Annotated in this window: 11 protein-coding genes; 7 read left to right on the top strand and 4 right to left on the bottom strand. The window is 65.6% G+C overall.

Annotation, left to right across the window (positions count from 1 at the left end; translation table 11 throughout):
* Positions 1 to 38 precede the first annotated feature (38 nt).
* From AC1PQG_RS25235 to AC1PQG_RS25215, 5 genes are all read left to right on the top strand, one after another.
* Positions 39 to 2,198 carry a tetratricopeptide repeat protein gene (locus AC1PQG_RS25235; protein WP_481120467.1) on the top strand — a complete coding sequence of 720 codons (2,160 nt, stop codon included), beginning with the start codon at positions 39 to 41 and terminating at the stop codon, positions 2,196 to 2,198.
* A 260-nt stretch (positions 2,199 to 2,458) separates the two neighbouring features.
* Positions 2,459 to 3,013 (top strand): cold shock domain-containing protein, encoded by a 555-nt coding sequence (locus AC1PQG_RS25230; RefSeq protein WP_481120466.1) that lies wholly within the window; start codon positions 2,459 to 2,461, stop codon positions 3,011 to 3,013.
* A gap of 18 nt (positions 3,014 to 3,031) precedes the next feature.
* A complete protein-coding gene (locus tag AC1PQG_RS25225) occupies positions 3,032 to 3,679 on the top strand; it encodes a DUF6928 family protein (RefSeq protein ID WP_481120465.1) in 648 nt (215 codons plus the stop codon).
* A gap of 228 nt (positions 3,680 to 3,907) precedes the next feature.
* Positions 3,908 to 4,510, top strand: a complete 603-nt coding sequence (locus AC1PQG_RS25220; protein ID WP_481120464.1) for a class I SAM-dependent DNA methyltransferase — start codon at positions 3,908 to 3,910, stop codon at positions 4,508 to 4,510.
* 626 nt (positions 4,511 to 5,136) lie between these two features.
* Entirely contained in the window at positions 5,137 to 5,679 is a 543-nt protein-coding gene (locus AC1PQG_RS25215; protein ID WP_481120463.1) for a DUF2867 domain-containing protein, read from the top strand.
* 47 nt (positions 5,680 to 5,726) lie between these two features.
* Here the strand turns inward: AC1PQG_RS25215 and AC1PQG_RS25210 are convergent, their stop codons facing one another.
* Both AC1PQG_RS25210 and AC1PQG_RS25205 read right to left on the bottom strand, forming a co-directional pair.
* Complete coding sequence (locus AC1PQG_RS25210) at positions 5,727 to 7,346, bottom strand: response regulator (protein WP_481120462.1); 1,620 nt, start codon at positions 7,344 to 7,346, stop codon at positions 5,727 to 5,729.
* Positions 7,347 to 7,358: 12 nt separating this feature from the next.
* Positions 7,359 to 7,970, bottom strand: coding sequence for a sensor histidine kinase (locus tag AC1PQG_RS25205; protein WP_481120461.1), 612 nt, complete (start codon positions 7,968 to 7,970; stop codon positions 7,359 to 7,361).
* Positions 7,971 to 8,459: 489 nt separating this feature from the next.
* Here AC1PQG_RS25205 and AC1PQG_RS25200 point away from each other — a divergent pair, with 489 nt between their 5' ends.
* Positions 8,460 to 9,476: a zinc-dependent alcohol dehydrogenase family protein gene (locus AC1PQG_RS25200; RefSeq protein ID WP_481120460.1), complete on the top strand. Its 1,017-nt coding sequence runs from the start codon at positions 8,460 to 8,462 to the stop codon at positions 9,474 to 9,476.
* Between the two features lie 9 nt (positions 9,477 to 9,485).
* Here the strand turns inward: AC1PQG_RS25200 and AC1PQG_RS25195 are convergent, their stop codons facing one another.
* On the bottom strand, positions 9,486 to 10,136 hold the full coding sequence (locus AC1PQG_RS25195; RefSeq protein ID WP_481120459.1) for a pyridoxamine 5'-phosphate oxidase family protein: 651 nt from the start codon (positions 10,134 to 10,136) through the stop codon (positions 9,486 to 9,488).
* A gap of 86 nt (positions 10,137 to 10,222) precedes the next feature.
* On the opposite strand from AC1PQG_RS25195, the gene pdxR reads away from it, so the two are divergent.
* Positions 10,223 to 11,674: a MocR-like pyridoxine biosynthesis transcription factor PdxR gene (gene pdxR / locus AC1PQG_RS25190; protein WP_481120458.1), complete on the top strand. Its 1,452-nt coding sequence runs from the start codon at positions 10,223 to 10,225 to the stop codon at positions 11,672 to 11,674.
* Between the two features lie 9 nt (positions 11,675 to 11,683).
* Here pdxR and AC1PQG_RS25185 read toward each other — a convergent pair whose 3' ends face one another.
* Positions 11,684 to 14,704, bottom strand: coding sequence for a bifunctional diguanylate cyclase/phosphodiesterase (locus AC1PQG_RS25185; protein WP_481120457.1), 3,021 nt, complete (start codon positions 14,702 to 14,704; stop codon positions 11,684 to 11,686).
* Positions 14,705 to 14,715 lie beyond the last annotated feature (11 nt).

Below are 14,715 nucleotides of genomic sequence, written 5' to 3'. Positions count from 1 at the left end.
ATCGATGGCTCCGAGTCCTGCTGGTACTGAGCGTCTTTATGGCGCTCGGTGCCGAAGCAGCGCCATCCGCGGGCACGCCCCCTGGCTACGTAAGCGAGCGGGTCTGCGGCGAATGCCATGCCGGCGTGACGCGCGCCTGGCAGACCTCCCACCATGCATCGGCCATGCAGACCGCCACCCGCCGCACGGTGACGGGTGATTTCTCGGCCGGCACGGTGGGCGATGGAGCCGACAGCGTGCGGCTGGCGCAGCAAGGCGATTCCTTTTACGCCTGGGCCAGGGATGCGGACGGCCAGCGCCGCAAGCACCGCATCCTCTATACCCTCGGGGTGAGCCCCCTGCAGCAGTATCTGGTGGCAGCCCCCGGGGGACGCCTGCAGACCCTCACCATCGCATGGGATGTCAGACAACGACGCTGGTTCAGCCTTGCCGAACCCGACGCACAGCCCGGCGACGCGATGCACTGGAGCGGCCGCTACCGCAACTGGAACCTGATGTGCGCCGAGTGCCACACCACCGGCCTGCGCAAGGGCTACGACGGCGCCACCGATCGTTATACGACCCGCTGGGATGCGCTGGGGGTCGGCTGCCAGGCCTGCCACGGCCCTGGGCAAGCCCATGTGAATGCGGCGCACCGGGGCAACAAGGTGCCGATGCCCGTCCTGCAGACGGCGCAGGGGCATGCGGAAGGACAGGTCGATCTGTGCGCCCGCTGCCACACCGTCCGCAGCCGGCTGGTCGAGGCCGATCGGCCCGACCATCCCCTGCTCGACCAGTTCCGCCCCGAAGTGCTGCGCGACGGCCTGTACTTTCCCGACGGCCAGCAGCAGGGCGAGGTCTTCGAGGCCGGCTCCTTCAAGCAGTCGCGGATGTTTGCCGCCGGCGTCGGATGCACCGACTGCCACGACCCCCACAGCGGAAAACTGAAGCGCGCAGGCAATGCCACCTGCACGCTGTGCCACAGCCCTGCCGGCAATCCGCGCTTCCCGACGCTGGCGCTGAAACGCTACGACGACGCCTCCCACCACCAGCATCAACCCGGCACGCCGGGCAGCAACTGCGTGGACTGCCACATGCCCACGCGCACCTACATGGGCGTCCATGCCCGCCGCGATCACGCGATCAGGATTCCGCGCCCAGACCTCAGCGACGAACTGGGCGTCCCCAACGCCTGCGACCAATGCCATGCCGGGCGCGGCAAGCGCTGGGCCGCCAACGCGCTCGCCGGCCGCCCGTTGTCGCCTGCCGATACGCAGTACGACTTCGCAGGCACCTTCCTGCGCGCCCGCCAGGGCGATGTGGCCACGACGGGTGACTTGACCCGCATCGTGACCGACCGGACGCGCCCCACCATCATCCGCGCCACCGCCGTCGATCTGCTCGGCAGCCTCGGTGCGGACATCCCGGAAGCGGCCCTCCGCGATGCCGATCCGCTGCTCCGCTCGTATGCCGCTGCGGCAGTCGCAGCAGGCCATGGATCGAAGGAGGCGCTGATCGACCTGCTGAACGATCCGGTACGCGCCGTGCGCATGGCCGCGGCGCGCAGCCTTCTCACCCTGGGGCAATCCGTCCCATCCGGGCACGCCCTGGCCTATGCGGTCGCCCTCGACGAATACAAGCAGGCCCAGTCAGTCATGGCCGACTTTCCATCCGCCCGGTTGAATCTGGCCCTATTGGCCCGCGATCAAGGTGCCGTCGACACCGCAATCGACCATCTGCAATCGGCGTTGCGGATGGACAGCCGATTCGAGGCTGCCCGGCTCGAACTGGCGCGACAACAGGCCGCCCTCGGCGACGCCACCCAAGCAGAAACGACCCTGAGGGAAGGCCTTCCCCTCACCCGCAAGCCGGCGGAATTGCAGCTCGCCCTGGGCACCTTGCTGTCGAAGGCAGGACGATTTGCCGAGGCCGAGCAGGCGTTTGCCGCCGCTGTACGTGCCAATCCCGCGGCAGCGCGGGCCCGCTACAGTCATGCGCTGGTGCTGCTCCGTCTGTCACGCTGGACCGAAGCCGGCACGGAATTGCAGGCATTGCGCGCCGCGTTTCCCGACAACGCCGATGTCGCCTACGCGCTCGCATCGCTCTGGATACAGAGTGGCCAGACGGCAACGGCCCGCGCCACCCTGCCGGAATTGATGCACGCCCATCCGGATGATCAGCGCTTGCGGCGCCTGTGGATGCAACTGGGAGCGCCGTGACCTCGCGTAGGGACAAGTAGCCCCCGCTCGCTTTCATGTCGCACCCCGAAATGCTGGGGTGGCACCGGCTGTTTCGCAGTTGCCCCTGGTCGCTCCAACTGCTTGGGAATGTTGGCTACACATGCAGGACGTTGCGGGCGGTGTAGACCGCATTCGCATGAACTCAGGCCGCCTGCTCTCGCATGAATGCCAATTGCGTTATCGACATGCTAAGGTGTGTCTCCACGCAACTTGCATTACAACATCATCGGTCTTGTCTCATGCGTATCGAAGGCACTCTCACGAAATGGAACGATGATCGCGGTTTTGGATTCATCACCCCCGCCAATGGCGGGCCGGAAGTCTTCGTGCATATCTCGGCATTTCCGAAGGACGGACGTCGTCCGACCATCGGAGAACAACTGACATTCGAAATCGATACCGACGGTGCCGGCAAGAAGCGCGCGCGAAACCTGCTCTGCCCTGACCGTCCCGCCACGCGCCCTGTACGTCCCTCCGTTCCCCGCCGCCATAAAGAAGAAAAGCGGAGCCTGCTTGGCCGGATCGCTCCACTTTTCGTCGTCATCGCGCTGGCCAGTTACGGCTACGACAAATACACACACCGCACCGCACCACAGCCGGCGGCCTCTTCTGTGTCTACCGATCAGACAGCCCCGTCGCCTTTCCACTGCGATGGCCGGACCCATTGCTCGCAAATGACGTCCTGCGCCGAAGCGACATACTTCCTGCGCAACTGCCCCAACGTCCAGATGGACGGCAACCACGATGGCGTGCCATGCGAACAACAATGGTGCACCGGCCCTTTTGCCAGATAGCTCGACAGGAAATGATTCATGGGCGCAAAGACCTGGATGCTCGTATTTTCAGACTTGAACGCGCGCGAAGCGCTCGCAGCTAAACCTTCGCTGGATCGTGACGCAAGCCTGAAGCTCGCGAGCACCCTGTTCCCTGGCGAGAGACTTGAACCAATCGGGGATGGCGATCTTTCCTATACCTGCCCTCCCGAAAACGAAGTTCATATCGGCTGCTTCCAGAGCGTCTCTGTCGTTGCGGCGAGAGAGTTCGCCATCGACTACCCATCCAGGCTGCCGCATCACTTCATTGCCGCCGGTGGCCACGGACTTGTCACGCTCCACGCAATGCATAGTGCGGTCGATTGGTTTGCTTATGCGATATGGTCAAATGGAAAGCTCGTGCGCGCTCTCAGCCTGTCGCCGGATGACGGAATTATCGAAGACATCGGCCAGCGCTTACCTTTCGAAGAACCTTATTGGTCTGGTGAGCACCCGGATGCGGATGACGACGACGAGGGGAGCTCTTACCCGTTTCCATTCCATCCCCTGGACCTCGGTGAGGAAGCACTGAAGAACTGTTTCGGCTACCAACTCGAAGGCTTCATGGATCCTTCGCTGCTTGAACCAGAGTCAATTCCACTGCTCCGCTACAAACGCTCCCGCCCCTCCTGGTGGAAATTCTGGTAACGAGGCCAAACCCATCATTTCGCCAAATCGGTCGCCGCGATCCATGAGCAAACCGTTTCATGAGTTTCCCCTCTCCGATTTTTGGGAGGACTCGGATTACGCTCGAGAGCAGTATGTGGACGATCCTTTGACAGACGAGAAGGTGGCGGCTGTCGAAATGAGTCTCGGATATAAATTACCCATGGCCTATATCACTCTTGCCAGACACAAAGGGAAGGAGCCCTCACGATGAGCATCGACCACTTCGCCCATAAGGCGGGCAGTTACGACGGGAACCCCAGCCGGGTGGACAACGTCGCGAACATTGCCGGAGCCATCCGGAATGCCATCACGCTCGACCGGTCCATGCACCTCATGGATTTCGGTTCGGGCACCGGCCTGCTGCTGGAGCGGATCGCGCCGTATGTCGGGAAGATCACCGCGGTGGATGTTTCCAGTTCGATGAACACGCAACTCCAGGCAAAGCAGGCTGGCTTGGACTGCGCGCTGGAGATCGTGGAGATCGATCTCGAAACGTCCGAGCTCAGCGGTACATTTGACGGCATCATTTCCTCGATGACCATGCACCACATCCGGGACACGGACGCAATGTTCCGGAAGTTCCACTCGCTGCTGAAGGACGGTGGCTTTATCGCCCTGTCCGACCTGGATCGGGAGGACGGCAGCTTTCATACGGAAGACACCGGGGTCCATCATTTCGGTTTTGAGCGCAGTGAATTTGCGAAATCCGCTGCGGCGGCGGGGTTCCGGATGATTCAAACGTCTTCGGCCAGCGTCGTGCATAAGCCCCAGGGCGATTTCCCGGTGTTTCTGCTCACCGCGCTTCGATGAGCCGGCTATCCTGGCGCCCCCCGGCGCGGTCCGCCCGCCCCCCGTCGAGCCGCTCCGCCCAGGCAATCCGCCCCGCCGGACATCCCCCGAAGCCGATCTGACACGCCCCGAAGCCGTCCCGACCCTCCGTAAGCTCGTCGCGAGGAGCCCGGCGAGTGTCCTGCCCTATCCGCGAATCCCTCGCGAGTCCCTCCGGGACAGTCCGCCCCTGTCCCGCCGACACACCCACCCTATCCCGGAATCTCTCGTGAGGAGCTCCGGGATAGGGGCCGCCTGTCCGGGATACGGACCCGAGCAGCACGGAGACAGTCCCGCCCTATCCCCACTGCCCGATCGAGGGCTTCCGATACAGGACGGAGTACCCCGGCGGGGGTCGCGAGGTCCTCCGGGATAGTCGCGAGTACCCCGGAGGACCTCGCGACCCCTTTCGCCAGAGCGGCGACCACCGGGAGGACGCAGCCGGGCTGCCCAGCTACGAGGACGCGCTTTGCCAACGCCACGCCCGTCGTCGTAATATCCATTTCGACTTTCCACGGCGCCGTTCGGACCGAGTTTCGGCACGGCCCGCCTGGCACTGTGATGCCAGGAGGATAAGGAAGGTTCTTGTGCAATCGTTGGTTACCTCTATGCCCTCCCCTATCCATCCCATCGAAACCGCAGTGCCGCCCAATAGCCGGATCCAGAGCTTCCTGGCCGGTGCCAGCTTTTACGATTCGTGGAGCATCACGTCGCACGAGGTCGACCGCTCGGCGCTCGATCACTTCATCGCCGCGGCCCGGCGTACGCCACGCTGGGTCGATGCCTGCATGGCGGCGCGCAACCGGGTGGTCCGCTTCTTCGGCTTGAAGGATCTCGGTGGGCTATCCGGCCTGGAGGGGGGGCGGCGCGCGGTGGATTACGCGCCGGGAGAGCGCGTCGGAATTTTCACGGTCTTCGAAAACCGCTTCGATGAGGCGCTGATCGGCGACCGCGACAAGCACCTCAATGTCGTGCTCAGCGTGCATCGCCATGCCCTCCCCGGCGGGCGGGAAGTCGTCGTCACCATCACGACGGTGGTGCATGTGAAGAACGCGCTCGGCCGTCTGTACATGCTGGCGGTCAAGCCCATGCACCGCTTCATCGCCCCGGCGGTGCTCGCCACGATTGGCGACGCCGCTCGCACGGCCTGACCGCGCAGGCTGTGCCGCAGAAACGCAATGGCAACGGGCAGCGGCTATTAGCGGAGGGTTTCCAGCTTGGCCAGCAATTCGCCGCAGCGCTTCTCGCCCGGCGAGATCTGGCGGGCGGTGAGGATGGAGCGGCGGGCGTCGTTGTCCATGTCGTGCCGCCAGCCGCCCTTCTGCATCAGCGCGATGACCACATAGGCGTGGTTGAGGAGCAGGCGCGGGTTGCGCGGCATCAGTGACTTGGCTTCGTTGAGGAATTCGAGGGCTTCGCTCAGCTTGCCCTGGCTGGCCAGGCGCACGCCCTGGTTCATGGATTCGGTCGCCTGCTGGCGGGTGGTCTTGACCAGCGCGCGGCCTTCGTCACCCATGCCGCCCTTTTCGAAGACTTCCAGGACGCGGGAAGCCAGTTCCTCGTCCTCGTGGTTGTTGAGCACGACGAATTGCAGGAGCTTGCTGGCCGTTTCCTTGTTGCCCATGAGCATGAAGGTTTCCGCCAGATTCAGCGTGGCGGCGGGCGAAAGGTTTTGCGTGCCACTCTGGATGCGGGCGGCGACGTCACGGGCCGCCGCTTCCGCAAGTTGCGTGTTGCCCGAGACATGATGCACGCGGACTTCGGCCGCCTTGCCCTGGAGCCGGGCTTCGTCGTTGTCGATGTCGATGCTCAGCTGGGACAGCAGCTTGAGGGCTTCGCCCGGCTTGTTCTGGGCGGTGTAGACCCGGGCCAGACCGAGGTAGGGTTCGGGCGTCTTGTAGGTGGTCCTGGCGGCGAGCTTGAGAGCCTTCTGGTAGGCCGACACGGCGATATCGAGGTCATCGCAGTGCAGGGCGCTTTCTCCCAGGGCCGACTGGCGTTGGGATGAGTTGGGCGACACCATCACCGCGTGGTGCAACACCCGCTGCGCATCGCTCCAGGCCCCCTGGCGCTGGTAGGTGTGCGCCAGCACGTCGTAGGCTTCCAGATAATTCGGGTAGTCGCCGACGAGTTGCTCCAGGGTTTCGCGGGCGCGGGAAAAGTGGCCGCGGTGGATATGCAGCTTTGCCATGCCGACCCGCGCCCAGGGCACATCCCGCCGCGCGAGGACGGCGTCGAACAGACTGCCGGCCTTTTCGGGCTGGCCGAGGTTCAAATAGAGGTCGGCCTGGATGCGCAGGATCTCCATGGAACTGGTCGGGTCCTGCTCCAGGCGCGCCTTGCACAGGTCGATGGCCTTTTGGTATTCCTTGGCCCGCATCGCGGCGGCGATACCGGCCAGGGCCGCCTTGCGCCCGAGCAGTTTTGCCAGCCGGCTCTGCAGGGTGGCTTCGCTCACCGGCTTGAGCAGGTAGTCGTCGGGCTGATGCTCGACGGCGCCCATGACCATGTCCGCAGTCTTTTCGGCAGTCACCATGATCCAGATCGTGGAGGCGCTCACCAAGCCATCATGGCGGGCTTCTTCCAGGATCTGCTGGCCGTTCTTGCCCGCGCCAAGGTGATAGTCGCACAGGATTACATCGCACTTGCCGCGGCGCAGAACGTTCAAGGCCTCGATGCCATTGGCCGCCACTTCGATGTGGCGGGCACCACAGCGCCGCAGCAGCTCGCGCAGAATCCCGCGCATGGCCTCGAAATCCTCGACGAGAAGGAAGGAGCGGTCTGCGAAATTGGCCCTGCTCGGATCTACGACTACCATTGCGTTGTTTCTCTAGGGCAGGCTCAGGATAAAGGTGGCGCCGCCCCATACACCGCCGTTTTCCAGACGGGTGCTGCCGCGCAGGGCACGATTGCCATGCATTTGTGCAACCTTGGCGGCGAAATAGAGGCCCAGGCCGGTGCTGCCGGTCATCGAATTGACGCCGTACGCGGCTTCCTCGCTCGATTCCAGCATGAACGCCGGAAAACCTTCGCCGTCATCGTGAACACGGATCTCCAGGCGTGCGTCCACAACCTGGATCGACAGCAGAACGCGGCTGCGGGTGTACTTGACCGCATTGTGCAACGACTGGGTGATGAGGCTGACGATCAGCTCGTAATCGAAATACCAACTACGTTCGGTCCGTTCCGGGATTACCTCGAGGACGATGCCCTTGGCGGTGGCGAAGGGGAGAACGCGGGCGACGACCTCCCTTTCGAAGGAGTCCAGTTCCACCTCCACCGGATCGAAGGGGTACATGTTGTGATTGATCTTGTAGAGGGCCAGCAGCTGGATCAGGTGATGGTTGATGCGCTGCGCCTCGTAGAGGGCCTGGCAGGTCATGGCCCGGGAGGATGCTTCGGCCGGCAAGTCGGCCAGTGCGGACTCGAGATAAGCGGTCATGACGCAAACCGAGTTCTTCATGTCGTGTGCCGACGCAACCAGGAAGGTGCTCATGTCCATGGCGGACAAAAGACTACCGTCAGCGATAGGCATCGCGCGCTGAGGGGGTCGTTCCACCATGCTATCAAAGCTCCATTCGATGATTACGGGTCAGGGGCGAATATTACGCTGCGGCGCAATCCCTCAGGCCTCTGTATATCTGTGCCCGGAGGGAAAGCCTCACGTTCGAGGCGAGCTTAATCGGCCCCGCGGGCCCTGTGGGGTGTTTTTTCGCCCTCCGAGCGAACCTGAACGACTGGAAACCCTACCACGGCGGGGCTTGCGGTGGAGCAACGCAAGTTGGCCTGGGCTTTTATGACTAATAGGTCAGATAACGACTCCACGCAATGAAATCCTGAGGGGTTGGCAATCGGACATCTTCCGCTTGGCATTCATGCCAGAATGCCTGCGCAAGCCCCCATACCAACTAACTACAGAGACAAACCATCCATGAAACGCTACGAAGTCTTCCCCAACCACCCGGTTTCGCCGCTGCAGATCGCCGAGTTCGAGCCCGCCCCGCTGGGCGACACGGAGGTGGCGGTGGCCATCAAGGCCGTGTCGCTGAACTTCCGCGACATCCTGGTCACCCGCAACACCTATTTCGCCAACATCGTCGATGGCCTGGTGCCGTGCTCCGACGGGGCCGGCGAGGTGGTGGCGGTCGGCAAGGACGTGAAGGGGCTGGCGGTCGGCGACCGGGTCGCGACGCTGTTCTTCCCCCACTGGTACAGCGGCAAGGCCGACGCGCGGGCGCTGTCCGATGCGCGCGGCGCGGAATCCACCGGGGCCTTCACCGAGCGTTTCATCACCGACGAGAGCGGCCTGGTCAAGCTGCCCGACAGCCTGAGCTATGCCGAGGCGGCTACCCTGCCCTGCGCGGCGGTAACGGCCTGGAATTCCCTCTTCGAGGCGGGCGACCTGAAGCCGGGCCAGACGGTGCTGCTGCTGGGCACCGGCGGCGTGTCGATCTTCGCGCTGCAGTTCGCCAAGGCGGCCGGTGCGAAGGTGATCATCACCTCCAGCGACGACGCCAAGCTGGAGCGCGCCAAGGCCCTCGGCGCCGACCATGGCATCAACTACAGAACCCACCCGGAATGGCACGAGGAAGTGCTGCGTCTGACCGACGGCGCAGGCGTGGACGTGGTGCTGGAAGTGGGCGGCCCGGGCACGCTGGAGCGCTCGCTGATGAGCGTCGGCGTCGGTGGCCGGATCGCCTACATCGGCGTGCTGACCGGCCTCGCCGGCGCCGCCAGCCCGGTGATGCTGATCCCGAAGGCGTCGAGCATCCAGGGCATCTTCGTGGGCAGCCGGGCGATGTTCGCCGACATGCTGGACGCCATCGCCACCCACGGCATCAAGCCGGTGATCGACCGGGAGTTCCCGTTCGAGGAAGCCCCCGCCGCCCTCAAGCACATGGAGAACGGCGGGCACTTCGGCAAGATCGTGATCCGCGTCGGCGACTGAGGACCGATCTCAGTTCGATGCTTCGATGAAACCGGGATGGGCTGGCAGGCTGTATGCCTCGCCACCCACTTCCGGCACCGGCGCCCCCGCCCGCAGCGCGAGCGGGATCACGCCGGCCCACACCGGGATCGCCATGTCCTCCTCGGAATCCTCGACGCCCCAGTTGCGGATCTTGGCGGCGGCTTCGGCCAGCGGCAGGCACAGCAGGCGGGTGCCGGCCAGTTCGGCGCGGGATGGCAGGCGCACCTGCGCGGCCCGCCCCGGGCTGACGTGCTCGACGAAAGCGCGGAAGGCGGCCTCCTTGGCCCCCACCTCATCCACCGCCTGGAAGCGGCCGTAGATCGCCACCGAGCGGTAGTTCATCGAGTGGTGGAAGGCCGAACGGGCCAGCACCAGCCCGTCCAGGTGGGTGATACAGACCGCGCATTCGCCGTCGAGCAGGGTGTTCACCAGGCGCGAGTTGTTGGCGCCGTGGACGTACAGGAAATCCCCGTCCCGCCAGCAGGCGGTGGGCAGGCAATGCACGCTGCCGCTCTGGTTGAAGGCGATGTGGCAGACCAGGGCCTGATCGACGATGGCGTGCACGGTGGCGAGGTCGTAATGGGCGCGCTGGGCCTTGCGGTGGATTTCGGTACGCGGGCTGGGGGCAACGTGGGACATGCTGGGCTCCTTGAAATGTGCGGTCAGCATAGCCGCGACGTGGCACCATTCATGGAACCAAGCCTACCTCCCGTTATGGAGCCACGATGTCCCTCGACTTGGAGCTGATCCTCGGCCCACTGCGTGATGCGGCGGACGTCGGCGAACCGCGCCAGTCGCGGCTGTATCGCCTGCTCAAGGCGTCGATCCTCGACGGTCGCCTGGCACCGGGCACGCGCCTGCCGGCCAGCCGCCAGCTCGCCACGGACTACCGTATGGCCCGCAACGGCGTGCTGTTCGCCTACCAGCAACTGCTCGCCGAAGGCTTCCTGGAAGCGGACCGCCAGGGCACGCGGGTGGCGGCGCTGCCGCTGGCGGCGGGCCCGGCGCCGGCAATCCGGGTCGGGCCGGAGATCCTGTCGCGGCGCGGGCGGCAACTCCCGCCCATCGACCGGAGCGACGCGTCGCTGCCCTTCGCGCCCGGCATCGCCGATCTCAACGCCTTTCCGTGGCAGCGCTGGGCGCGCCTGCTGCAACAGGCCTGGGGCGAGGTCAGCGCCCGTCAGCTGGCCTACACCGAACCGGGCGGCGAGCCGGCCCTGCGCCGCGCGGTGGCGGCCTTTCTGTCGGCACGGCGCGGTGTCGCGTGCGCGCCGGAGCAGGTCTTCATCGTGGCGGGAGGGCAGGTGGCGCTGGATGCCTGCGCCCACCTGCTGGCCGACGAGGGCGACACGGTGTGGATGGAGGAGCCGGGCTATCCCCACGCCCGCAACGCGATGCTGGCTGCCGGCCTGCGCGTGCAGGGGGTGCCGGTGGACCAGGACGGCATGGCGCCGGACGAGGCCCTATGGCAGGCCACCCCGCCGCGCCTCCTGTTCCTGACCCCGTCCCACCAGTATCCGCTGGGCAGCGTGCTGAGCCTGGAGCGGCGGCTGGCCTTCCTGAACCGGCTGGCGCCCGGCGGCTGGCTGATCGAGGACGACTACGACAGCGACTTCAACCACGCCCAGCCCGGCGCCCGCCCGCTACCGGCCATCCAGGGCCTGCGGCCGGATGCGCCGGTGATCTACGTGGGCACCTTCAGCAAGCTGCTCTACCCCGGCCTGCGCATCGGCTACATGGTGGTGCCGCGCTGGGCAGTGGCGGCCCTCGGCGAGGCCATCGGCACGCTGTACCGCAGCGGACGGTCCGTGGAGCAGCGGGCCCTCGCCCGCTTCCTCGACAGCGGCGAGCTGACGCGCCACCTGCGCCGCATGGCGCCGGTGTATCGCGCCCGCCAGCGGGCCCTGCGCAATGCGCTGAGTGCGGAGTTCGGCATGCCGGAACACATCCTCGGCGGCCAGGCCGGGCTGCACCTGGTGCTGCGCCTGCCGGACGGACCGGACGACGTGGCGGTGGCGCGGGCCGCGCGGGCACTGGGCGTGATCACCCGCCCCTTGAGCAGCTATTACGCCGACGGCGCGGCGGCCGGCAACGGGCTGGTCCTCGGCTACGGCGTGGCCGACGTGCAGCGCATCCCGGAACTGGTCGCACGCCTGCGCGCGGCGAGCCTCGCGTAGCCGCCGGGCTCAGGCCCGCTGCCGGATGATGCTGGAGACGTTCCAGCCGCCCAGAAATCGCTCGAACTCATCGATGGGCAAGGGCGCACTGAAGAGGTAGCCCTGGTAAGCCGGGCACCCCTGGCGGACCAGAAACTGGTGCTGCTCCGACGTCTCCACCCCTTCGGCGATGACATTGAGGCCCAGGTTGCGGGCCAGCGCGACGATGCTGCGGGCAATCACCGCGTCGTTGGGATTGACCTGCAGGTCATGGACGAAGGCCTTGTCGATCTTCAGCTGGTCCAGCGGTAGGCGCCGGAGGTAGGCCAGCGAGGAATAACCGGTGCCGAAATCATCGAGGGAGAAACGGATGCCACGGCTGCGCAGGGCCGCCATCTTGGCGATGACCTCTTCCAGGTCGTCGAGCATCAGGCTCTCGGTCAGCTCCAGCTTGAGCCGGCGCGGATCGGCCGCGGTGCGGGCCAGCACATCCTCGACCTGGGCCACGAAATCCGGCTGGTGGAACTGCCGGACACTGACATTCACGGCGATCTCAATATGCTCCCGACCCGGCACTGCAGCCCAGCACGCCAGCTGACGGCAAGCCGTTTCCAGGACCCACTGGCCGAGGGGCAGGATCAGGCCGGTCTCTTCGGCCAGCGGGATGAAGGTACCGGGGGCCACCAAGCCGAGGCTGGGATGCCGCCAGCGGACCAGTGCCTCAGCGCCGATAACGCTGCCCCGGTCATCCACCTGTGGCTGGTAATACAGCAGGAACTGCCGCTCCTGCAGCCCGATGCGCAGGTCTTTCTCGAGGGCTGCGCGAGAACTGACGGCCTCCTGCATCTCCGGGTCGAAGAAACGGATGGTGTCGCGGCCGGCGGCCTTGGCGCCGTACAGCGCCAGATCGGCGCGCTTCATCAGATCCTCGCAGCTGCAGTCGGCGTCGACAATCAGCGTGATGCCGATGCTCGGCGTGCAGCGGTAATCATGGCCGGCCAGGTCGTAGGGCTCGTCGAGATTCTGCTGGATCTTGTCGGCGACGATACGCGCCTGGGTGGCGGCATCCTGGCGGCCCGGGCGGAGATCGTCGAGCAGCACCACGAATTCGTCGCCACCCAGGCGGGCCACCGTGTCGCTTTCCCGCACGCAGGCGCTCAGGCGCTGGGCCACATGCTGGAGCAGCAAGTCGCCCATATCGTGGCCGAAGGAATCGTTGAGCGTCTTGAAGTTGTCCAGGTCGATGAACAACAGGGCCCCCTGCCGCTGGCTGCGGCCCAGCGTGGCCAGCACATGCTTGAGGCGGTCAAGCAGAAGGCGGCGGTTGGGCAGGCGGGTCAGCGGATCGTAGAAGGCGAGGTTCTTGATCTCGTATTCCGCCTCCTTGCGCAGGGTGATGTCGGTGAGCGCCGACACGTAATGGCTGATTCGGCCAGCCGTGTCGCGGACAACGGTGATGGTCAGCCATTCCGGGAAGATCTCTCCGCTCTTGCGCCGGTTCCAGATCTCGCCCTGCCAGGTCCCGGTCGTCTCAAGGCTGGCGTACATGCCGGCGTAGAACTCGTTGTCGTGGCGGCCGGAACGGAGCAGGCGCGGCGTTTGCCCGATGGCTTCGTCCTCGCCATAGCCGGTGATCTCGGTGAAGGCGCGGTTGACCTTCAGGATGACGCGGTCGGCATCGGCGATGAACATGCCTTCCTGGGACTCGAAGGCGATGGCGGCGATGCGCAGGTCGATCTCGGCACGCTTTCGCTCGGTGATGTCGGTCAGCGTCCCCACGTAATGGGTGGTCCGGCCGTCGTCGCCGTACACCGCGGTGATGGTCAGGAAATGCGGATGGATCGAGCCATCCCGGTGCTTGTTGAGGATCTCTCCCGACCAGGCCCCGGTACTCGCCAGACTCGTCCGGAGGGCTGCATAGAAGTCGGCGTCGTGCATCCCCGACTTCATGAAATTCATGTATTGACCTATGACCTCTTCGGCCCGGAAGCCGGTGATGGCGGTGAAGGCTTTGTTGACCTGCAGGACCTCGACATCCTCGTTGGTGACGACCATGCCTTCCTGGGACTCGAAGGCGATGGCGGCGATACGCAGTCGTGCCCGCTCCGCCTCGCGCTCCCGGGCCAGGCGCTCGAAGCGCATGAAATAGAGGCCCGCCAGGGTCAGGGCAACCAGCAGCACCGCACCAACGATGGTCGCGGTACGCAGTGCCTCCTGATGCCAGACCGCCAGGACCCGTTCCTTGTCGAAACGGACGCTGAGCACGAAAGGATAGGCCCGCGAGGCCCGATAGGCGGTGAGCATGGCCCGGCCGTCGGCGCCCTGCTCCTCGAACTGGCCGACCTCCGTAGCGGCAAGGCGGATCGGCAGATCGTCGCCGGGGCGCAGGCTGCCGGGCAGCGCGTTCTCGTCGGTACTCAGCAGCAGGCGACCGTCGTAGCCGCGCAATTCGACCACGCCCTGCTCCGGGCTGATGTGGGCGCCGTAGAAATTCAGGAAGTAGTCCGTGTTCACCGAGGCCACGACGGTCATCCAGTGGGCGTCGTCCAGGCGGACATCGCGGGCGACCGGAATGAAGCTGACCACCGGCGCGCTCGCCCCCGCCGGGCTCGCATCGTAAAAGTCGCGGCCGCTGACGACAGGGCCGGCGCGCAGCACATCGAGCGGGCGGGCGGCCTCCGGCCGGAAATCGGCGCGCGGCAGGCGGATCCCCAGGTTTCGCGGATCGGTACTACGCGCGATCCGCTCCTCTGCATCCAGCACCGCGACGGAGCGCAGGTAGGGCGCATGGCGCAGCGCTTGGGACAGGCTGGCCGGGGCCCCCCCTTCAATGGCCAGGGACATGAGGCTACGCTCGATGACGTTCAGGCTCTGGGTCAGGTGGTTCTCGAAGGCGCGGGCCGTCATCGCGGCCGCCTCCAGCTGATGGTCGATGCGCTCGGCGCGCAAGCGCCACAGGCCGTAGGCCGTGGCGCTACAGGCGCTGAGGACCACCACCAGCACGACGAGGCAAAAGATGGAGCGCCGACTGAAGCCGGCCTGAGCTGACATGGAGAGCGGAA

The organism is Zoogloea sp. GDB6, assembly GCF_056724105.1.
Note: the sequence above shows the minus strand (reverse complement) of the source record. Positions and strands in the feature narration are given on the sequence as shown.

Bases quoted from the DNA above. Each gene is read 5' to 3' on its own strand.
- AC1PQG_RS25235 (WP_481120467.1), top strand. From the start codon at position 39: ATGGCGCTCGGTGCCGAAGCAGCGCCATCCGCGGGCACGCCCCCTGGC.
- AC1PQG_RS25230 (WP_481120466.1), top strand. From the start codon at position 2,459: ATGCGTATCGAAGGCACTCTCACGAAATGGAACGATGATCGCGGTTTT.
- AC1PQG_RS25225 (WP_481120465.1), top strand. From the start codon at position 3,032: ATGGGCGCAAAGACCTGGATGCTCGTATTTTCAGACTTGAACGCGCGC.
- AC1PQG_RS25220 (WP_481120464.1), top strand. From the start codon at position 3,908: ATGAGCATCGACCACTTCGCCCATAAGGCGGGCAGTTACGACGGGAAC.
- AC1PQG_RS25215 (WP_481120463.1), top strand. From the start codon at position 5,137: ATGCCCTCCCCTATCCATCCCATCGAAACCGCAGTGCCGCCCAATAGC.
- AC1PQG_RS25210 (WP_481120462.1), bottom strand. From the start codon at position 7,346: ATGGTAGTCGTAGATCCGAGCAGGGCCAATTTCGCAGACCGCTCCTTC.
- AC1PQG_RS25205 (WP_481120461.1), bottom strand. From the start codon at position 7,970: ATGACCGCTTATCTCGAGTCCGCACTGGCCGACTTGCCGGCCGAAGCA.
- AC1PQG_RS25200 (WP_481120460.1), top strand. From the start codon at position 8,460: ATGAAACGCTACGAAGTCTTCCCCAACCACCCGGTTTCGCCGCTGCAG.
- AC1PQG_RS25195 (WP_481120459.1), bottom strand. From the start codon at position 10,136: ATGTCCCACGTTGCCCCCAGCCCGCGTACCGAAATCCACCGCAAGGCC.
- pdxR (WP_481120458.1), top strand. From the start codon at position 10,223: ATGTCCCTCGACTTGGAGCTGATCCTCGGCCCACTGCGTGATGCGGCG.
- AC1PQG_RS25185 (WP_481120457.1), bottom strand. From the start codon at position 14,704: ATGTCAGCTCAGGCCGGCTTCAGTCGGCGCTCCATCTTTTGCCTCGTC.